Source organism: Bacillus sp. I-2, assembly GCF_001974945.1.
Taxonomy (GTDB): Bacteria; Bacillota; Bacilli; order Bacillales; family Bacillaceae; genus Bacillus; species Bacillus safensis.
On the sequence record NZ_LZRW01000003.1, the window covers coordinates 1 to 18463 of the forward strand.

The 18463-nt window shown below is 39.5% G+C and carries 23 protein-coding genes and 2 pseudogenes; 2 read left to right on the top strand and 23 right to left on the bottom strand.

What is annotated here, in order from left to right; genetic code table 11:
* Positions 1-145: 145 nt before the first annotated feature.
* From BAE31_RS01130 to BAE31_RS01145, 4 genes and pseudogenes are all read right to left on the bottom strand, one after another.
* Entirely contained in the window at positions 146-628 is a 483-nt protein-coding gene (locus tag BAE31_RS01130) for a hypothetical protein (RefSeq protein WP_076839188.1), read from the bottom strand.
* 238 nt (positions 629-866) lie between these two features.
* Positions 867-1763 carry a nuclease-related domain-containing protein gene (locus BAE31_RS01135; protein WP_076839190.1) on the bottom strand — a complete coding sequence of 299 codons (897 nt, stop codon included), beginning with the start codon at positions 1761-1763 and terminating at the stop codon, positions 867-869.
* A 230-nt stretch (positions 1764-1993) separates the two neighbouring features.
* Positions 1994-3096: pseudogene (locus BAE31_RS01140) on the bottom strand (alanine racemase).
* Positions 3097-3263: 167 nt separating this feature from the next.
* A pseudogene (locus tag BAE31_RS01145) lies at positions 3264-3620 on the bottom strand (competence protein ComK); the annotation flags it as partial.
* 304 nt (positions 3621-3924) lie between these two features.
* Between BAE31_RS01145 and BAE31_RS01150 the strand changes: the two are divergent.
* Together BAE31_RS01150 and BAE31_RS01155 are read left to right on the top strand one after the other, a co-directional pair.
* Positions 3925-4257 (top strand): YolD-like family protein, encoded by a 333-nt coding sequence (locus BAE31_RS01150; protein WP_076839193.1) that lies wholly within the window; start codon positions 3925-3927, stop codon positions 4255-4257.
* Between the two features lie 82 nt (positions 4258-4339).
* Complete coding sequence (locus tag BAE31_RS01155; RefSeq protein WP_076839194.1) at positions 4340-4660, top strand: hypothetical protein; 321 nt, start codon at positions 4340-4342, stop codon at positions 4658-4660.
* Positions 4661-4974: 314 nt separating this feature from the next.
* Here the strand turns inward: BAE31_RS01155 and BAE31_RS01160 are convergent, their stop codons facing one another.
* The 19 genes from BAE31_RS01160 to BAE31_RS01250 all read right to left on the bottom strand — a co-directional run bounded on the left by BAE31_RS01160 (position 4975) and on the right by BAE31_RS01250 (position 18456).
* Entirely contained in the window at positions 4975-5673 is a 699-nt protein-coding gene (locus tag BAE31_RS01160) for a DUF3800 domain-containing protein (protein ID WP_076839196.1), read from the bottom strand.
* A gap of 131 nt (positions 5674-5804) precedes the next feature.
* Complete coding sequence (locus BAE31_RS01165) at positions 5805-6050, bottom strand: helix-turn-helix domain-containing protein (RefSeq protein WP_076839198.1); 246 nt, start codon at positions 6048-6050, stop codon at positions 5805-5807.
* 422 nt (positions 6051-6472) lie between these two features.
* Complete coding sequence (locus BAE31_RS01175; RefSeq protein ID WP_076839201.1) at positions 6473-7276, bottom strand: peptidoglycan recognition protein family protein; 804 nt, start codon at positions 7274-7276, stop codon at positions 6473-6475.
* A 56-nt stretch (positions 7277-7332) separates the two neighbouring features.
* Positions 7333-7596, bottom strand: a complete 264-nt coding sequence (locus BAE31_RS01180; protein ID WP_076839203.1) for a phage holin — start codon at positions 7594-7596, stop codon at positions 7333-7335.
* A gap of 20 nt (positions 7597-7616) precedes the next feature.
* Positions 7617-7895 carry a hemolysin XhlA family protein gene (locus tag BAE31_RS01185; protein WP_076839204.1) on the bottom strand — a complete coding sequence of 93 codons (279 nt, stop codon included), beginning with the start codon at positions 7893-7895 and terminating at the stop codon, positions 7617-7619.
* 65 nt (positions 7896-7960) lie between these two features.
* On the bottom strand, positions 7961-8107 hold the full coding sequence (locus tag BAE31_RS01190; protein WP_076839206.1) for an XkdX family protein: 147 nt from the start codon (positions 8105-8107) through the stop codon (positions 7961-7963).
* Positions 8108-8455 (bottom strand): hypothetical protein, encoded by a 348-nt coding sequence (locus BAE31_RS01195; RefSeq protein ID WP_076839208.1) that lies wholly within the window; start codon positions 8453-8455, stop codon positions 8108-8110.
* Between the two features lie 5 nt (positions 8456-8460).
* Entirely contained in the window at positions 8461-9486 is a 1026-nt protein-coding gene (locus tag BAE31_RS19860; RefSeq protein ID WP_249895832.1) for a hypothetical protein, read from the bottom strand.
* 14 nt (positions 9487-9500) lie between these two features.
* The gene (locus tag BAE31_RS01205; RefSeq protein WP_076839210.1) at positions 9501-10130 is read right to left on the bottom strand and encodes a DUF2612 domain-containing protein; all 630 of its coding nucleotides are present in this window, start codon (positions 10128-10130) and stop codon (positions 9501-9503) included.
* Complete coding sequence (locus BAE31_RS01210) at positions 10127-11305, bottom strand: baseplate J/gp47 family protein (protein WP_249895833.1); 1179 nt, start codon at positions 11303-11305, stop codon at positions 10127-10129. The genes BAE31_RS01205 and BAE31_RS01210 overlap by 4 nt, the downstream gene beginning before the upstream one ends.
* On the bottom strand, positions 11292-11654 hold the full coding sequence (locus tag BAE31_RS01215; RefSeq protein WP_076839213.1) for a DUF2634 domain-containing protein: 363 nt from the start codon (positions 11652-11654) through the stop codon (positions 11292-11294). Before BAE31_RS01215 ends, BAE31_RS01210 begins: the two co-directional genes overlap by 14 nt.
* Entirely contained in the window at positions 11651-11995 is a 345-nt protein-coding gene (locus BAE31_RS01220) for a Gp138 family membrane-puncturing spike protein (protein ID WP_076839215.1), read from the bottom strand. Before BAE31_RS01220 ends, BAE31_RS01215 begins: the two co-directional genes overlap by 4 nt.
* A complete protein-coding gene (locus BAE31_RS01225) occupies positions 11995-12990 on the bottom strand; it encodes a phage protein (protein WP_076839216.1) in 996 nt (331 codons plus the stop codon). The genes BAE31_RS01220 and BAE31_RS01225 overlap by 1 nt, the downstream gene beginning before the upstream one ends.
* A complete protein-coding gene (locus BAE31_RS01230; RefSeq protein WP_076839218.1) occupies positions 12977-13327 on the bottom strand; it encodes a phage baseplate plug family protein in 351 nt (116 codons plus the stop codon). Before BAE31_RS01230 ends, BAE31_RS01225 begins: the two co-directional genes overlap by 14 nt.
* Before the next feature lie 10 nt (positions 13328-13337).
* On the bottom strand, positions 13338-13883 hold the full coding sequence (locus BAE31_RS01235; RefSeq protein WP_076839220.1) for a LysM peptidoglycan-binding domain-containing protein: 546 nt from the start codon (positions 13881-13883) through the stop codon (positions 13338-13340).
* Positions 13883-17512: a tape measure protein gene (locus BAE31_RS01240; protein ID WP_076839221.1), complete on the bottom strand. Its 3630-nt coding sequence runs from the start codon at positions 17510-17512 to the stop codon at positions 13883-13885. Before BAE31_RS01240 ends, BAE31_RS01235 begins: the two co-directional genes overlap by 1 nt.
* Positions 17513-17653, bottom strand: coding sequence for a hypothetical protein (locus BAE31_RS19535; RefSeq protein ID WP_170871261.1), 141 nt, complete (start codon positions 17651-17653; stop codon positions 17513-17515). It lies immediately after the preceding gene.
* 7 nt (positions 17654-17660) lie between these two features.
* Positions 17661-17963 (bottom strand): hypothetical protein, encoded by a 303-nt coding sequence (locus tag BAE31_RS01245; RefSeq protein ID WP_139336360.1) that lies wholly within the window; start codon positions 17961-17963, stop codon positions 17661-17663.
* A 91-nt stretch (positions 17964-18054) separates the two neighbouring features.
* Positions 18055-18456 (bottom strand): phage structural protein, encoded by a 402-nt coding sequence (locus BAE31_RS01250; protein WP_076839224.1) that lies wholly within the window; start codon positions 18454-18456, stop codon positions 18055-18057.
* Positions 18457-18463: the final 7 nt, after the last annotated feature.

The following is an 18463-nucleotide window of genomic DNA, read 5'->3' on the forward strand; positions in this document are numbered from 1 at the left end:
TACACTAATCGGATAACTAACTCTTTTTCCCATACAAAAAACACCTCCAAATTGTTTTCAGATATGCTATACCCGATTTTTCAATTTAAAGGTGTTTTTATTTGTCTCACTTTATGGGGTCAGTCCCGTTTACTTCCAGGCTTTTTTAGGATGATTGCTGAATCTGACCTATTTCTTCAATAAATGCGGCTGTCTGCTGCAAGCCATCCTGAAAATGATGGGTAGCGGAAATAAACAGCTTTTCTTGATCGGGATGCTTCAAGAGCTTTTCCACCTTACTAATCCCTTTTTCAAATGAAGCAAGGCCTGTCTTTAATTGTTGATCGGCCTTTTGATAAGCGGCTGGAACTTCTTGATGATCCAGCCCTTTTTGAATCACACGATCAAATGCTTTCGTCGCTTCTGTCAATTTTTTATTTGTTTGGATCTTTCCATGTCCATCTGAGATAAACTGATCGGTCATCTTTTCATATGCTTCGTTTAACTCATCCATATAAGACTGAACCCATTGTTCATAAGCAGCTTCTTTTGCGTCTTGCTTTGAAGGCGATTGACCTGCTTGCTGACAGGCTGCTAGTAATGTCACTGTTAGGATAAATAGCAGCACCAAATGTGATTGTTTTTTCATACAGAGCCTCCATTTCTTTATCCCATTCGTTCATATCGGTCAAATATAAGCATCCTTTACCACATAAGATTTCTTTTATTGTAACAGACAAGCTCGTGTCACTTCTGTGATTTATGAGTAAATGGATGAAAATATGTCTAAGGATTCACTTATATCAATTAACTATTAAAGATTATTTAGACATTTAAAAGACGGTTTCATCATTCTAAATAGTTTCACTTTATCGTTTTAAAAAACTTTAAGATGATAAATCATTAACGTTTCTAATTAATTGTGTAATCTTACGTATATCGTGTTGCGACAGTTTTTCAGGTTTTCTCAATTCTTCTTGAAAAAACACCCCTAACTCCTTTTCATTACATATCACAAGAGGGTTTTCATTGTCGGTGTTTTTTTTATGTACAGAGTTTATTTGATCTTGCTTATATCCGAAGTATAGAATCCCTTTTACCCATTGTACACTCGGAACCTTTTCCTTCAGAAATGTTTGTAGTGTTTGAGCTGTGCTTCTTACTTGTAATGCTGGGTCACCGTAGGATAGAATTTCTAACTGTGCATCCTTCGAGCTATCTTCAGAAAATGGATTTTTTGAATTTCTAATCACTAGTGTTTTTCTATGATGCTCTTCCATCTCTGGAAACATCATATCGAATAAGTAACTGAACTCCCCCAAATCATTTTTTGTATAGTCATATAAAATTTTTCCTCTCCAATGTTTTGTTTCAATGATATAAACACCAGTCGGTAATAAGACAAGATGGTCAATTTGTCTCGCTCCTAATATCTTGCCTCTACTGTCTGGCACGAATTCATTTCCCATAATCATCATTTGATCATGAGTAATGCGTCCTTCACTTATTAAACTTTGCTTTATGTTCAATAATAAATGATGCGTTATAACTTCCCCCTTATTTCTTTGAAATTTGGCTTCTATTTTTTTTGCTTGTTCAAGTTCTTTAATTGACCTTTCCTTCTCATAAATTATATCTTCCATTGCTGCAGTCTGTTCTTCACTTGCTTTTAACACTTGTTGTAATTGTTCATTAAACAATAACTTGTTTTGTTTTATTTTTCTTGATAAATGTAAACAAGCGCCAACAAGAATTAACATGAGCATGATCACAAAAATCTTCATGTACATCCACCTCCATTTTATTCCTATTATTACCATCGGCATATTTTATATTTTTTTCGACTTTCGCGGAATTTGTCGAACAAAAAAAGACCCCGATCGGCGCCTTTTAGTGTTTACATCTATATAACCTTTTCTCCTACAGCCGAGAAGAGGCATTCCATGTATTGATGACTCCCCGCTGCTCAACCAGCCAAGTATTTTCACAAAATGAAAGTATACATGCTGTTGATTTACTGAAGTTTACCTTTACAAGCGATTTCAAGCTCTTCGACTACTTCACCATCTTCAATAAGATATGCTTTTTCATGGAGATTGACCGCCGGGCAAATATGATTTGGAATGATTTGCACCTTCTCACCGATCTGGACACTTCGACGGAAGCCTTCGTGATGATGGCATGCTCATCAAATACACTTGAAACAAATACATCCTCTTTGTCTTTTACTTTGCCTAATCCCTTCGTTTTTGTGAGCCCTTTTGTACGAGTTTGAGCCGTCAAGCCTTTGGCTCCAACATCTGTGATGACCCGGGTTTTTGTTGGCTTACTGATCACCGTCGTCAGCACGGTTGCGGCACAATGTGAAAAAGTGCCGATCACATTGGACTGAGAGGCATCCATGAAGATGTAAGTGCCTGGCCGGATTTCGGTGACTCCTTTTGGAATATCAAATTGAAATAAGAAGGGCGGTGTCGATCCTATGCTCACAACCTCTAGCGGCATGCCTGCCTCTTCAGCAATCTGTGCAAACCGAAGCGTTCGATTCACAGCGTCTTCATATAAAGTCTGACAATGCGCTTTACTTTCCGCCTTATATGTATGTCCATCATGAGAAAAAATCCCTTTTAAATGTACGAATTCACATGTTTGAATGGCATGCAAAATTTGACGGAAATCGCTCTCTTCAATGACACCAGATCTTTCTTCTCCAACCTCTATCTCAATTAGGATTTCTGCTTTTTTCTCTGCTCCACGAAAGACCTGTTCAATTTGGTACACATGCTCGGCACAATCTATACCAAATGAAATGTGTATCGATTCTGCCAGCTTTCGAATTCGTTTCAGCTTTATCTCGCCTACAATTTGATTGGCAATAAAGATATCTGTCAGACCGTGCGATGCCATCACTTCCGCTTCTCCTACTTTCGCTACGGTTAAGCCGGATGCCCCCATCTCTTCCTGCATCTTGGCAAGGTTCGGTGTTTTATGAGTTTTTGTATGAGGACGCAGTTTGACCTGCTGACGGTCCGCATATTGCTGCATAGCAGAGAGATTCTCCATCATCACCCGTTTATCAATTAATAGCGCCGGTGTATCGAGTTCATCATAAGTCATCATCCTATCCCCTTTCACAGCTAGCTATCATATAAAATTTTATACGTTATATTTAAATTATATAATTTTTTATACAACTATCAAGACCTTTTTCCATGAGAAAGAAGAAATTTGCGCTAAATCGCAATTCTTAGAAATCCAGCGGCTGTACTGCCGCTGGATTTTGACTAATATCTGTTGCGAAGCTCCCTTAATATAAAATCGTATACGAGATTGAGCTGCTGTTCCTTTGGATACAGCATAAATTCTTGTTTCTTCGGAAGACCTCCATCAAGACGATCTTGAAATTTCGTTCGGAGATATGCTGTCCGGTGCACCTGACTCTCAAATGATTTATATGAGACATCAAGTTTGACGGTTTGCTCATTTGTAAAGGTGACCACCGTGTCTCCGAGGGATGATTCTTGGAAGGTATGAATGTATTTGTGGGAGATCCAGCCGCACTGAGGACGGTTGGATGAATAGGTTGGGAAGAAATACAGATGATTGGATGAGTCAATCACAATTGGGGGTTTGTGAGAAATACCATTGTGATGTTTTTAGGTGTTTTTAGTCATTTTTAACCTTTCATTAAATACCCCACCAACACTCAAAAACGATCATATGTTCTCGTTCGTTTTTGAGTGTTTTTTGGTTTAGGCATCAAAATGGCATCAAAAAAGCCATCCATGAGGACGGCCGGGTGTGAGTAATATTGAGAAGAAGTTAATCATTGAAATATACGAATTTTTTAATCCCGTTTCCGCGGGTAAACCGTATACTCTTATTATACACCACATTTAGACACCGAACAAACATTCGGTTATAATCTCTAATGAGGTGGATGAAATGTGGAACGAAGAAAAAGATCAAAATCGCTGGAAGATGAAATTCATCTTACCAGAACATAACGAGGCTTTAAGACAGCTGCATCTTGCAAAACAAAAAATTGAGCGGCCAGTTTTAAGCCCGGAACAATTGGAAGAGTTTGAATATACAATAGCGACTGCTATGAGCGAAGACTTGGCTTTGAATTTCGAGCTTGATGATGGGTTTGTTCGAGAGATATCAGGACGAGTTATATACGTTGATCACATAAAGAAACTGCTTCATGTGAAAGACAGTCGAGCTGATACAAATTTGATCAATTTTAAAGATATTCTTTATGTAAAAACACTCTGATAAACAGGGTGTTTTTTCTATGTATGTTCTTTTGATTTTGACAAACAAATAAGATTGTATATTATTACAAGGAGGAAAAGTAATGTTAACAGAAACAGTAGTAAGAGAGGCATTAGACCGTTTTTTTGACAGCACTGCACATGGTAACGAAGGACACGCAGATGTTGAAAGATTAGTTATCGAAGGAACAAAAATTCAATTTCGTGTTAAAATTGTTCACCGCCATGTGGTAAGAGTCTTTGGTCAAAGGGTAACTGTTTATAGTTTGACAACAGATGTAGAAGGAAATGTTGATGTAACAAATCCTGATCCTGATAAGTTAAGTTATACTATTCAAATCCCTGGAGGGAGTATTTCAGTAAGCTTGTTAGATGTTATTCAAGTGTTAGCGGCTCTAGCTTAATTTTCAATGAATACTCTTTAACAATTTGGATTTATGGGCCTTAATCAAACCCTCCCATTTATAATCACATATTAAGCAAATAACCGAATGTCAAAGGATTGGTTTGTAATAATGTATGTAATTACGACGAACAAAAAACCCCATCAACAAGGATGGGGTTTGTATTATGTATTTGAAGCATCCCAAGGATGCCCTCATGGACAGGAGCACACACAGTACTCTTACTAAAATTTAGCTAATCCACAAGTCAGACAGTCACAATTCCTTGTGCTGTAAATACACAATACTATATATAAACTTTCCTGTCAAGAACATTAATATACATTTTCATTAGGAAGTTTTAAAATTGTATATCCTTTCTTAAGAAACCTTCTTAAATCATTTTTCCCACAAAGAACATGTGATTTTGTATTAGCTAAAATATCAGCCGCCTGTATTAAATAGTTGGAGCTTGAATCCTTATAACTAACTTTAAAATCACTCTTGAAAGAGGTTGTTGTATACTCCTTATGAATATTGTACATATTATCCTCGTTGAAGTAATGAATTAAATAGTCTTCAAGTGAATCAATGGATGAGTGTGCCACATTTTGATTATCTATATAAACATTTAAACAATCACAATCTTTAGGCAATATATTTTTTTGCATCAATTCATCAATTAGTCTTCTAACCATATAATTTTTAAAAGCTGTCACACGTCTACTCTTAGAAAAATCTAATCTAACTAAAGAAGATACTTTTACGCTTACAAAAACTTGAACAAAATTGTATTTTTTTAATTTATTAAGGACACGTCTTCTTAAAGAATTTTTCATCATTGAGGTTTTCAATTCACTTGTAACGTCTTTTTCTTTACGAATTCTATCAATAAATTTCTTATAATCCGTATTAATTCCATGATAATCCTTTTCCCTAACTAGGATTCCACCATATACAAATACATCGGAAAAGGGGTAATTAGGGTGCAGCTGGCCTGAGTCATCCAAAATCAGAAAATACTTCATATTCATCACCAATACTTCCAATTTTTCATTAATTTAATACCAAATTTTGTGACCATAAATCTATTATACACAAAAACCATAGTGAAAGTCGCAACAAAATCTATTCATTAATTAACAAAGAACATTTTAGTTACTGATTATTTAGAAGAGGGACGGTATTTTTTCCGCCCTTCTTCTAAATCTGTTTTCAGCTGCTCTATATCTGATTTTAAGAACAAAACAGTCTTACCCACTTTTTTTATCGATCGTACTCGACCATCAGTATGCAATTTACTCATGCGCTGCTTGTTTACATTTAAGAGCTCCTGCGCCTCTGAAGAGGTCAGGAGCTCATTCATAACAAAGTCCTCAACCTCCTGGCGGTTCTTCAAGTGATATTCCATGTTATTTTCTCCTTACGTCTTTGATGATTACAAAAAGCGTTGCAAGTATTAAAGCGGCCATGATTACCGTTGTGAAAGTATTTGTCCATATTGAACGCGTTACAATTGAAGCCGCGCTCAAGAGGATCATAAAGAAGATCAATTGTTTTTGGTTCATATTATATGCTAGACTGGTTATAATTATATTGAGAAGCGAGCGATTAACTCGCTTCCCCACTGTTAGTCCTTCTTATTATCTTTGTTTGCGTCGTGTGATTGTTGGGCAATCCACGCTATAGATGCAACGTAAAAGATGATTTGAAGGACTTTTATCATGTTGTCTAGCATTTCCTCACCTCCTATATTTATTATACTATAACTATAGACTTACGTCTACAGTTTAGATAAAAAAAGACCTCCCTTTTAGAGAGGTTTTTTCACATTTATTTCAATGCTTTTTCAATGGCTTTCTTTGTTTTCGGTCCATAAATGCCGTCTGCAACAAGACCGTGTATGAGCTGGAACCGCTTGACCGCATTCGCTGTCTTTGGACCATAGTATCCGTCAATACCGTTGTTTTTTGCTCCTTTATCGGGATAGTAATACACAGCAGCCAGAGCCTTCTGCAATGCTTTTACTCCAGCGCCCTTTGTCAAAGGTTTGGTCACTTTAATGATGCCAGATGGTAAGTTAAACGACTTTTTAGGCTTACTCGCTTTTGGCTTGGATGTGTTTTTTACAGGTGTCGCCGGCTTCGCTGTTGCCTTTTCCCCTGTATGAGCGGTTGCAATACCCGCTTTGAATGAATCCCAACGATTCAACAACTTGCGAGGACAGTTCTTGCCGCTCCATCTCTTATGTGGCACAACGTTGGCCAATGGAATGCCTTGCTCTGTCATCAGCTGACGAATGAGCCATTGGGCGTTCTCTACCGCCTTTTCAAAATTGCCGTCTGCGTTTTCACAAATCTCAATTCCAATTGACTTCATGTTTCCGGTTCCTCGTCCATCTCCTGCATGCCATCCGTTTTCGTTCAACGGGAGATGTTGATAGATACAATTTTCATCCACAGTAAAGTGCCAGCTCACCGCTGTACTAGACCTTTTGACGAATGCAGCGTGACTTGCTGCGTTAGCTCCTTTTGCTGTATTGGCTGTGTTATGAACCGTAATATATAAAGGTTTCATATAGTTGCCTGGTCTGTTCCCGTTGCTCTTTGAAATATAATCTTGAATGATCTTTACCACATTCATCGTCTCCTTTGATCAATTTAATATAAAAAGAGCCACCTCGTGGCAGCTCCTTACTTCGTTAATCCTTTTTGTTTCAGGACTTCTTTTTGTTGCTTACCTTTGTCGGTCACATAGTTGTTTTTGAACCATGCGGCAAGGGTTGTTGCGATTGTGAAGATCATTGAACCAGCAAGGTACAATGTCTCAGCCAACGAAGTGACTTGATCCTCACTGATCGGCAAGATTGGCTTGCCAAATAGAATTAACGCTTGGTTGATCAATGCCATAAAAAGAAGCACCGTACGGATCACAGTGCCTTTGTCGAAGTTTTTCATATTAAATTCCTCATTTCTTTTTATTTTTGAATCATTGTATAAACAAGAGCGATCCCGCCGCCAATTACCCCCGTGCAAACAGCGGTTATAATCGCACCAGTAATAGTTCGCTTAATCCATGTAGTGTTCTCTTCAATTTTGTTTAGCTTTTGATCAAGACTAATAATTTGCTGATCGTGTCTGTCATATCCTCTTTCAAGTACAGAAACACGCTGCTCCAAAGCTTTTTGACTGGTCTTTAATTCCGACATATCTTTTTGTATGATGTTCAAGTTGTTGACCTCCGTCACCTCTGACATCAGTAAGCCCCCCTAGTCCAATTTCAAGATTCCTCACCTCCTTAAAGAAGGTAAAATAAAAACGCCTATTCAGCGTTTGTTTGATATTCTTCTTTTGTTATTTCTTTGTATTGTTCCGGCGTGATCTTCTCAAAGCGAACAAATTTTGCTACGTCCTCATTTACATAACACTTCCATTGATAAAACAATGAAATACTACGGAACCAATCCAATTAAATTACCCCCTTTTCAGTCAGTAACATGACAAGTTCTGCTGTTGTTTTTGATTGTTCTTCTGCTCTCTTTTCTGACTCTGCCAGTTGCTGGAGCAGATCAGCATTTTGCTGTTTTAATAGCTCAATATCTGATGGTGGACCTGGATCAGGCTGCAAACTATCAATGTACTCTTTGGTGGCTGACTCGCTCCATGTCTTGCTTGTGGGATTGTATTCCGCTAAATATAACCCGTCTTGGGGTTGGACGTCCGTAAATCCCTCTGGAATTTCAACATCATCGGGTATTTCTTTATCCCCACCAGGTATATACTTGAAATTTTCATCATAAGCGTATATAGGTTTCATATGATTTATCCCTCCTTTGCCTTAAACACGCAATTTACTACGATGAACTCAGTATTGCTGGTTGTATCTTGAATGCAAAAACGGCCATCCGTAGCAATATACTGACGACTAACCTGTGGTCCTTTAAAACCACCAGTACTTGAAGCAATGCCCACATTATAGAGAGGGAAAGGCGGCTCACATCCTTCTGGCAACATAAAGGCATGTACATCCCCAAGTGTTCCACCCGCGATGGCTCCTGTTACATGAACAATTCCCATCGCATCCTTTGCGACGCGAACCCGATAGTCATTATTGACCTCGGATTTATATGTTTTCCATCCATTCTCAATCGTTGGGAACTTCCAATTGAGTTTTGTATCAGCATCCGTTAGGATACGTTTCCACCCTTTAAATGACCCATCAGTATGAATTGTTCCAAACCAATGCGTATTATCAGCACTGCGTATAACGTGGAAGTTCTTACGTATCCCAGTAGTAAATACATCAACATTAAACCAAGACGTATCATTTGTAGTTGGTAGATTGGTGAAATATTGACCAGCTCCATAATAGTAACCGGGTGGTAATTCAAATAAATTAGTACCAGCAATCGTGTTTGGCACCGCCTGTCTAAACCCTGAATCTGTAGTCAATTTATAAAGTTGACTATTATTCCATAAATCTTGTTTTTCTTCTGTAACATGAATCTTTTTATCGTTAACATGATTATCAAAATCAACTTTTGAAGCTTGCTTAATGTTATCGACATTCCCTAACCCGACTTGTGATTTCGTGACAGCATGAGGGTTATTCTTTGCATTAGAATGTGTTGTTATATCGTTTGATAAGACTTTTAAAGCTGCTGTAACTTCAGATGTTGTTGCTGCTTCACTTTGCAACTCATTTAAAGCTTCATAGGTGCCATTCATGTACCAGTTGAACCAATCGGCAGGCGGATGGTCCATTGGTTTAAATCCCTCGCTAATTTTACTTTGTGGCGGCTTTTGCCCTGCGTTGTCCCATTGTGGTAACTCTTTTGTAAAAGCCATGCTTTCCCTCCTTATTAGATTGGTAGTGGATAATCATCCTCTGGTTCAAAGATGCCACCTAATGTGCCACCGTCTGTTCCATCAGATGAAAACCCGAATTGGCTTGTCTCGATTTCATTAGGAATAGTTGAAAAACTGAAAGTTCCATTAAGATTGATATAAGCAACTCGGACACCAGCAGCAACTGTTTTTTGCACAATAGATGAAAATTGCGTGGCGGACATTCCTACTTTATTAAGTGCTTCAAGTGGTGCCTTTTTCACAATGATTGCAGCTGGTTCATCTTCATTATCTTCTTTCACAGTGTAGATATTTATCTCTTCAAAAGCACAATTCAAAGTCTTCGCAAGAGCTTCTATAATACGGTTTGTTGTTCCATCAGAAATGTTCCGTGCTACTTTACCACGGATCAGAACCCTATAAATTTCATCTGTGGCTCTGCCTCTATTTTGAGCAACGTTATCACCTATTAAATCAAGACCACGACCTTTTGCGTTATCTATATCACGCCATTTTTCTGCGGTAGTCAGCGTCTTCCTCGCTGCGGTCAGTTGTTCATCTACAATTAAAAAAAGCTTTCCGATATTGCTTTTCTCATCTTTCTGAAAAGCATCGGTCAGCTTACTGATTAAGTCCTTAATCATAAATGTACCACCTCGATTTCCGAGAAGAGAACTTGCGCTACTTGTTTAGGCTCAATCTCTATGTTTGACTGGCTGAGAGTATCAGGACTTTTTCCGATCTTGATAACAACATCATCAACACCGGCCACTTGATACACAGCATTATATAGTTGAGATAAAATAACATCGTCACCCATTTGAGATCCCGTGAATGAAGATCCCGATTTGTCCACACCACCAATTTTATATACAACATTATTCTTGATCAGATCATCCCCATCAATGGGGAATGATGCATTTGTCTTTAATTCAAGACGGACATAGATTTTCACCTCTTGAGCGAAATCAAAATTGACTGTATGATCAATTCCGCTTAAATCAGTAATGACAACAGATTGATTACCTACTGTTTCTATGCCTGCCGCTACACTATTAAAAAGTGAATCAGCAACATCTTCTTTTATACCTCCAAGTACATAAGCATGAATACTTTTAGGTGGGTTCCCGTCAGCATCTACTTCCATTGTGTTATTCATCACCACATTAGCTGAACGGACCCCAGATGTTTTTATCAGTGCCGCAATGATCCCGCTGTGTGTAGATGCTGAACTGCCTTCTACTGATCTTTTAATTCGTGCACGATACTCCGAATCTATTTCAATATCAGAACCGCCAGCGGCCGCTTCGGGGTTAGTCACAGACGTGATATTTTCCGTTGGTTCAGCCTGTACAGTGATTGTATCAGCTGCCACATTGTTACTTGCGCCCTTATCGACTGAAATGACGTCGACTAAAGCTTTTCCATTAGTATCAATCGTTGCTTCCTCAAGCACTTCAAAATATATGTCTGATTCCGTTGCAAACTGGGTTTCTTCTTCAATGATGTGACCCGGCTCACCTTCAATTTCAAGCGTCGCATATGATTCACTTGCCGGCTCTCTTGAAATGCCGTTGTTATTTCCAAGTCTATCAAGCTGCACTCCCTCAGACTTACTAACAAAGCCGCTGTTGTATACTCTTTCAGCAATGTCCCAAACGCCTGCCAAAAACCATGCAATGATTCTAAAGATGATTCCAAGAGGCGTCCGGCTTGATGTATTTACATCCTCCCCGAACTGTTCCTTTGCCTTATCTTCCATTTCGTCTACAATGTCTGAATATGTTTTTCGCTGGAAGCCATTTTCATTCAACAACATCAACACCCCCTAACTGTAACTCTTGGCCGTCTTCTTCTTTGATCAATTTTAGTTTGATACGACTGGAGCGTGCTTTTCGATCAAACTGAAATTCTATATCTTCTACTGTGGCAATACGTTCTTCTTGAGCTATTGCCTCAATGATGTCATATTGCGCTTCTTCTTCATCGAGGTTTTTTCCAAGAAGGTTTTCACGATCGACACCTAAAAACTCATCTAGTTCAAACTCTCCTAAACTTGTTTTCAAGATCATTTCTACAGATTGTGCAAGCTCTTCATCGCCTTCAATCATTTCTAGTTCTTCATCTTTGAAAACGAGATCACCATTTACCAGTTTTAAAGTCTTCATCCTTCAAACACTCCTATCACTACAGCATCCGTTATATCGTGTGTACGGGTACTATCAGGATCAAAAGGTTTGTTTGTTAAATTATCAAGCGCCCGATCTGCAAATGATAGAAATACCATTGCTCCAACCTTTATGTCTGGCTCGACATGCTTTAACACAAGGGCGTCTTGTACCAATGGTTGTTCATATAAAGTGTCGTCGTCAGCGGTCATAAAGAGCGGTTTTACATCTGCCGTATGACTGGCAGCATCGTAAGAAACGACCCTACCAGGAGCGCAAACATGAATAGAATGCTTGATGCCTTTTATAAGATTATCGAAAAAATTCGTATCTGCCGCCATTAGATCACATCCGCTTCTGTATAAAAATCGTTCCCATCAAACACATGCTTACCCTTTTTAACACGATACTTACCGTTGGCTGTTTTGCTCTTAATGATAATAATTGAAGCGGTGGTTATGCGGTGCTGCAATAAGCATTTAACCGAGTACCCTTTCAACTTTTCATCCTCAAACGCTTCAGGAGAATCAAGCAAACCTGTTGATTCTTTTAGCTCAAACCGCTCATCATCCCCTTCTGTAATGGATCTGATAACAAGACGGCCGCGCCTATAATACAAAGAAGCACCACAATCATGTACAACTTCTTCTAGCTTTTTTTCTATTGACCCAGTGACGGTGTAGCCCTTTTTATATACCTTGTTTCTAGGTAAAGACAGCTTCGCAAGTTTTATATCAAGGATACGAATAAGACGCTTTATAATCGTGCGGGCTGTTGTTCCTTTTTTAAAGGTGATTTTCATTGATTGTTTTCTGTATTTCGCCTCACGGACTGTTTTGTATTTAATTGTTCTTGTGCTTTTGCGGACAGAAGTCTTACCTGATTTCAACTTGTACACTTTTTTTGTTTCAACTTTTATCGGTTTTTTAAGCTTATACCGCTTGTTGGCATAATATTTAACAGGAGCGTCAGCGGTATTTTGGTCGACCTTAATATGAGAGTAATCGTCTCCCTCTTTCATGAAAATTGAAGTGATTTTATCGACCCCTGTACGCTTCGTCAGTACCTTCGTAACCTTTCCGATGGCTAATACCCCAAAGTCGCTTTTATACCCCGCCTGAACGGTCATAGTAGCGCCTTTTTTGATCTTGTTAATCGTGCTACTACTTAGGTTGAAAATCTCGACCTTTGTTTCATTTGGCTTGGCGTCATCATCGAACGGAACTTCAAACCTCACTTCTAAATCTTTATAATCAAAGGTCCCTTTATAAGACCCGCTATCAATCGTCACTTTTACAATACGACCGAATAACAATTTGTTATTATTCGTCGCCATCTTCTTCACCCTCTTCCGCTACATCGTCAATATACAGAAACGTGGTTTTCATAAAGTTTACCGATGAAATACGCGTTTCTGTATTTGATTCATCCATCGGGATAATTGAAGGAGCTGGCAAGCGATCATCTATAATGTCATCCCATAACGGCACATTTAATATCATTTTCTCCCCCAAGACAATTGGATCCATGTCCATGTCATACAGGTCGATAGAATAGCTGTCATCCGTTTCGTTATAGTTGATTTGAAAAACAAATGTGCTGTCAGCTAGATCAATTTCAAACTGCTGCGGAATGTCTTCTATATCAATCGGAATATAGTCTCTCGTTGCCATTTTGCTCCCCCTACTTCACCCGTAATTTGACCCCTATAGGAATGCGGCGGTCAGGGTACTTATTCCACTTCCTAAGCTGTGAGAGGCTAGTACCGTACCACATCCTCATGTGGCTATATGTTTCGCCTTTCTTAACTTTGTGATAGACAGCTTTGCTTTTCTTTGTATTTGATTTCTTCTTTTTCCCAGATGATTTCACTTTCTTTTTTACAAACGGACTTTTTGCAATACGGATTTCTTGTAACTCAACTGAGATAGCAAAACCGTTTTTGTATTCTCCAATATCACGAGATAGATTTGTAATGACAACGTTTTTCGCCACTTTTCTTCCTGTGTAGTTAAGCAGTTTACCCGCATACATCTGCTTTTTAAGATAAGCAAAGTCTTTGTTTGGATTTTTGCCCAGCAAAAAACCCGAAATTGAAGTGATTTCGGGTTTTCGTTGTACATGATCAGTTATGGGGATTCCTTTTTCAACAGGGTATGATGTCACATCTATTTCTGGATTGTCTGACTCTTTTTCGTTAACGATTTTGATTTTCCCTAGCTTCGCCATCAATATTCCCCCTCTGGCGCATACATTGGATTCAGTTTCTCCCATGTTTCTTTAAGAGCTTCTTGAACCGCTTGTTTAATACTGCTTTCGCTGCCAGATGAAGCACCACCAGAAACTTGGACATAAACTGTCGGTGAAAAACTATTGCTGTTTGAAGAATTAGAATATGTTGTCGAACTAGATGAAGGTGTATAGGCTGCGTCACTTAACATGCTGTTTGTTCTACGGTTGTTGTAAATTGTTGACCCGCCAGACAAACGCATAAGCTCTGGTCCTTGCTCACCAACCATTGCCCATTGATCACCAATGATACGGCCACCTGCTGCATATCCCTTATATGGACCACCGCGCGCCATTGATTTTAAGCCCGGATGGTTATAGATCCCGCCGTATCTTCTATTAAGATAGTTAATGGCCGCTATGATTTGATGAACTGGGTTTTTGATATTGCCGTATCCCGGTTCTTTATAAGAAGCAAATGTGCTTGGTATAAACTGCATAAGCCCTTGTGATGGATGTCCGGCTTTCCAGTTACTATCCCATCGGTTGACTACATTAGGATTTCCGCCTGACTCTTTCATGGCGATGGTTTGCAAGGCACCAGCATAACTAGGGCTAATTCCTTTAATTGAAATAGCTTGAGCAACCCACTTTTTAACGGCAGCAGATCCACCGCCGCCAAACATACCGCCAAAGCTTTCAATCTTTTTCTTTCCCCAGCTCATGACGCTGTCTTTAACCTTAGTGAATAGCCCCTTTGCTATATCACCAAAACCTCCAGCTAATGAAGGTACTTTTCCACCAAACATCTCAAAGGCTTTATTCATGAGCTTTGTCGGATTAGCAATGTAATCCCACACGTCAAAAGCAGCGCTTTTCACTTTGCCCACTACACTTTTAGCTCCCTCAACAGCTTTACCAAGCCATCCTGCCCCTTTTTTATTCCCTTTAGTTCCATCAGCATACATAGGGACATTCCCCAGAGTTTCAAGCGTTTGTTTATGTGATAATACTTGTGTTCCTTTTGGTAGATTCATCAGTGTGTCGGTTCCTGGCGATAATCCAACATGACCTGACGGTGTTTTATATAATTCGGGTCCTCCACCGTCACCTAATATTGCAGGACCTCCCGGATGACCATTTGTACCATTCGCATATTTAGGCGGTGTCCATTTTGGAATTTTCACGTCTTTTAAACCGATCTTTCCTAACACCCAGTTTATACCGCCTGTCACTCCGTTCACGGCGGTCGCCAATGCACCCGCTAACATATTTCCAAGACTTCTCACGCCACTAACCGCTTTAGATGCCATTGATTTAATACCTTGACCAATCTTCCCAGGTAAAGCTTTTGCTCCAGCGACCATATCACCAAATTTTTTCTTAACTAGATCCCATAGAGCGCCAGCCAATCTACCGACGTTGTTTTTCACAAAACTCCAGCCTTTAATAATCATTCTTCCCATATTTACAACTAGGTTTGAAGCATTTGTCGCACCGTTAGCAAAGAAACTTTTTACACTATTCCACATACCAGCTACTAGACCACCAACACTTTTCACAAGCCCCATGATTCCTTTTACAATTCGGCCGATAAATAGAAGTTGTAAGCCGTTCCAGATAAAAGAAATTGCTCCAAAGAATAATTGCTTTACACCTTCCCACATCTTACCGAAGTCGCCTGTGAATAAGCCTGTGAAGATTTTAACGACACCCATGATTATATTAAGCGCACCAGTAATAACACCTTTAATGTTGCCCCATACAGATTGAACAATAGTAAGTATTATCGGCATCAAGAACACAAACACCTTTTGTAAGACACTAAAGACGTTTTGAAGTGCTTGGACTATTTGTGTGCCATTTTCTTTCCAAAATGCCGACACTTGACTTCCTATGGACGCCAAAAAGCTAAACACTCCCCCCAATGCTTGGCCTATGTATGGCGCGATAAATTGGACGGCTGACAAAATACCATTGAAAATTGTACTAAACACTGGCGCCATGCTTTTCATTGTTGTGATAAAACTCAATATGAAAGCTTGTACATATGGCGATACTCCAGCTATTGAAGATTTAACGGTATCAAAAACAGATTTCACTTTATCCGTTACTCCCACAATCATATCTACCGTACTTGGAGGGAAAAGCTGTGACAATATACCGTAACCTTCTAAACGATCTCCTGTACCTTTACCTTGCATAACGCCAAATACGCCCATAATCGCTTGTTTAGCGGTTTGGGCTGGACCTGATATATTTTTAAATACAGAACCAATCGTATTGAAAGTTGGTTGCATTACTTTGCCAATGCCGAAAATCACATCAGGCAATTTACTAAACTGAGTAGAAAACCATCCCATTGCAGCTTGAATATGAGGCTTTGCAGGCTCCATGATTTTTGCCATTGTCGAACTAATAGACGATTTCATGCTATCAACAGACCCGACCCACGTATCTTTTGAATCTTTCATGATACCGGCCATCGCTGCTGTTTCGCCAGCTGCCCCTTTGGTTCCTTTCTGCATTCCTTTTACAAGCGCGGCAATTGCTTCCTCACTTTCAAAAGCACCTTTAGAAATGACTTTTTTCAGGTCCATAACATCTTGACCTGTTTCATTTGCCAGTATCTTTAGAGCTGGTATACCAGCATCCATGAGCCGGTTCATTTCTTCCATAGACAAGGTACCTGATACCTGCATAGCTCCAAAGGCGTCACTGATCTGTCTAAATCCTTCGGCACCTTTACCACTTGCAGCAGCGGCGTCTCCAACTGCTTGCATAGTAGGTATTACATTCTTAACATCCATACCAAAAGCAATAAGATTTCTACCACTGTTTGCGATGTCTGTAAATGCATATGGTGTTGTTTTAGCAAAGGCCAGCATATCGTCTAAAAAACTTTGTGCCTTCTTCGCATCACCCATCAAAACAGATAAGGAGGTTTTAGCCTGCTCAATAGCAGATAAACGCCCCATACCTGTTGCGGCTAAAGCTCCACCTGATAACAGCCCTAATGCTCCTGCATATCCTTGTACAGCTGTTTTTGCTTCACGGAATGGAGCTGTGATACCTGATTTAACACTATTGGCGACACTTCGCGACATTGAACTAACCGATGATGGGATTCGTCCAAAAACTCCGCCCAACCTCGATGCACTTTGTGTCATCTGTTGGAACTGCCCGCCTACTTGTCCGCCCATACGGTTAACTTGCTGGGTAAGTGCTCCTGCATTGCTTGTGCTGTCTTCTAATCTAGTACGCATTGCAGATAGTTGACTGTTTGCTACTCGGATTGTTCTAGCGCTTGTGTCAGTGGATCTTGTGAAACGCATTATACTGCGGCTTGCTGTGTTAATATTGGTGTTTGTTGAGGTGACACTTTGACTCGCTGTTCTCATTCCACGGGTTAGGTTTACAACCTGCCCGTTCGCTAGCCTAAGTTGTCTAGTTGCTCCAGCTGCAATCTGACTAGTATTGTTAAGACCATTACTCATCGCTTGAATTGGTCGATCTGCTCCCTGAATACTACTAAGCATACTATTTACTTGAGTATTCATTTGTTGCAATGGTTTCGAGTTAGCAATAAGTTTTAATTCTATGGCAGTGGTCCGCAAAGGTTGAGACATCTATTTACCTCCTTTCTGATTTGCTTTGTTCTTCGCTTCTATCATGAGATCAAGGGCGGCATTAGCTTCGGCGATCTCGTCAGGCGTCATATATCTAGCAACATCAAAACTGATCACTCGCTCCATTACTAGCCGCCACATGTCCCATTCATTCCTTGCTTTGTTCTTGTAGTGGTTCTTGTCCTTCGTCTTCCTCTGCAAGAAAGGTATCACATTGGTTCATTACCTCCTGCAAGGCCTTTAAACCTTGCTCTTCCCAATGGGACCAATCTACTTTAGGAGAATGGATTACATCTTTCATATAAATTTCATACAGTGCATCCAAATTAACAGAACCGTCCCTAGTAGCTACAGATGATTGCATTTGAACTATCTTTCTTACTCCCGGATGAACAAGTGTATATGTGATTCCTTTTACTGTTACTTCTTTCTTTTCTCCAAATTTAGCCATTGGTTTTCTCTCCTTTAGTGGTTTGTTCATATGAATAAAAGCAGCCTTTTCAGACTGCTTTCGTGTGTTCGTTTTCTTTTTTTGAGCCATGTTATTTCACTGTGTAATCAAAGACTTGAATTTCAAACTCTCTGTCTCCGACTTCGTCTCCGTACTCAGCATCAGCATTTTTCTTTACTGCTGCTGATGTTCCGCCAATCGTTTCTTTAACCATCCCATTATTTTTAATCCAAATAGGGAAAAGTTTTGATGTGTTTGCATATTGGTTTAGTAACGCAACAAATGGCGATCCCTGTGATAATGTTAATGTAATTGTGCCTAGCTTGTTGTTTGTAACAGCAACGCTTGCTTCGCCTTTTGCACTCATCTTTACTTGAAAGTTGTCCTCATCTTTTGATGCTGACACCATTGTTCCTTCTGAAAACCCCGTCACTATTTTACCTGCGATTGTGGTTGTGACATCCATTGGGTTATAAGTGTAAGTTCCAGCCATTAATTAA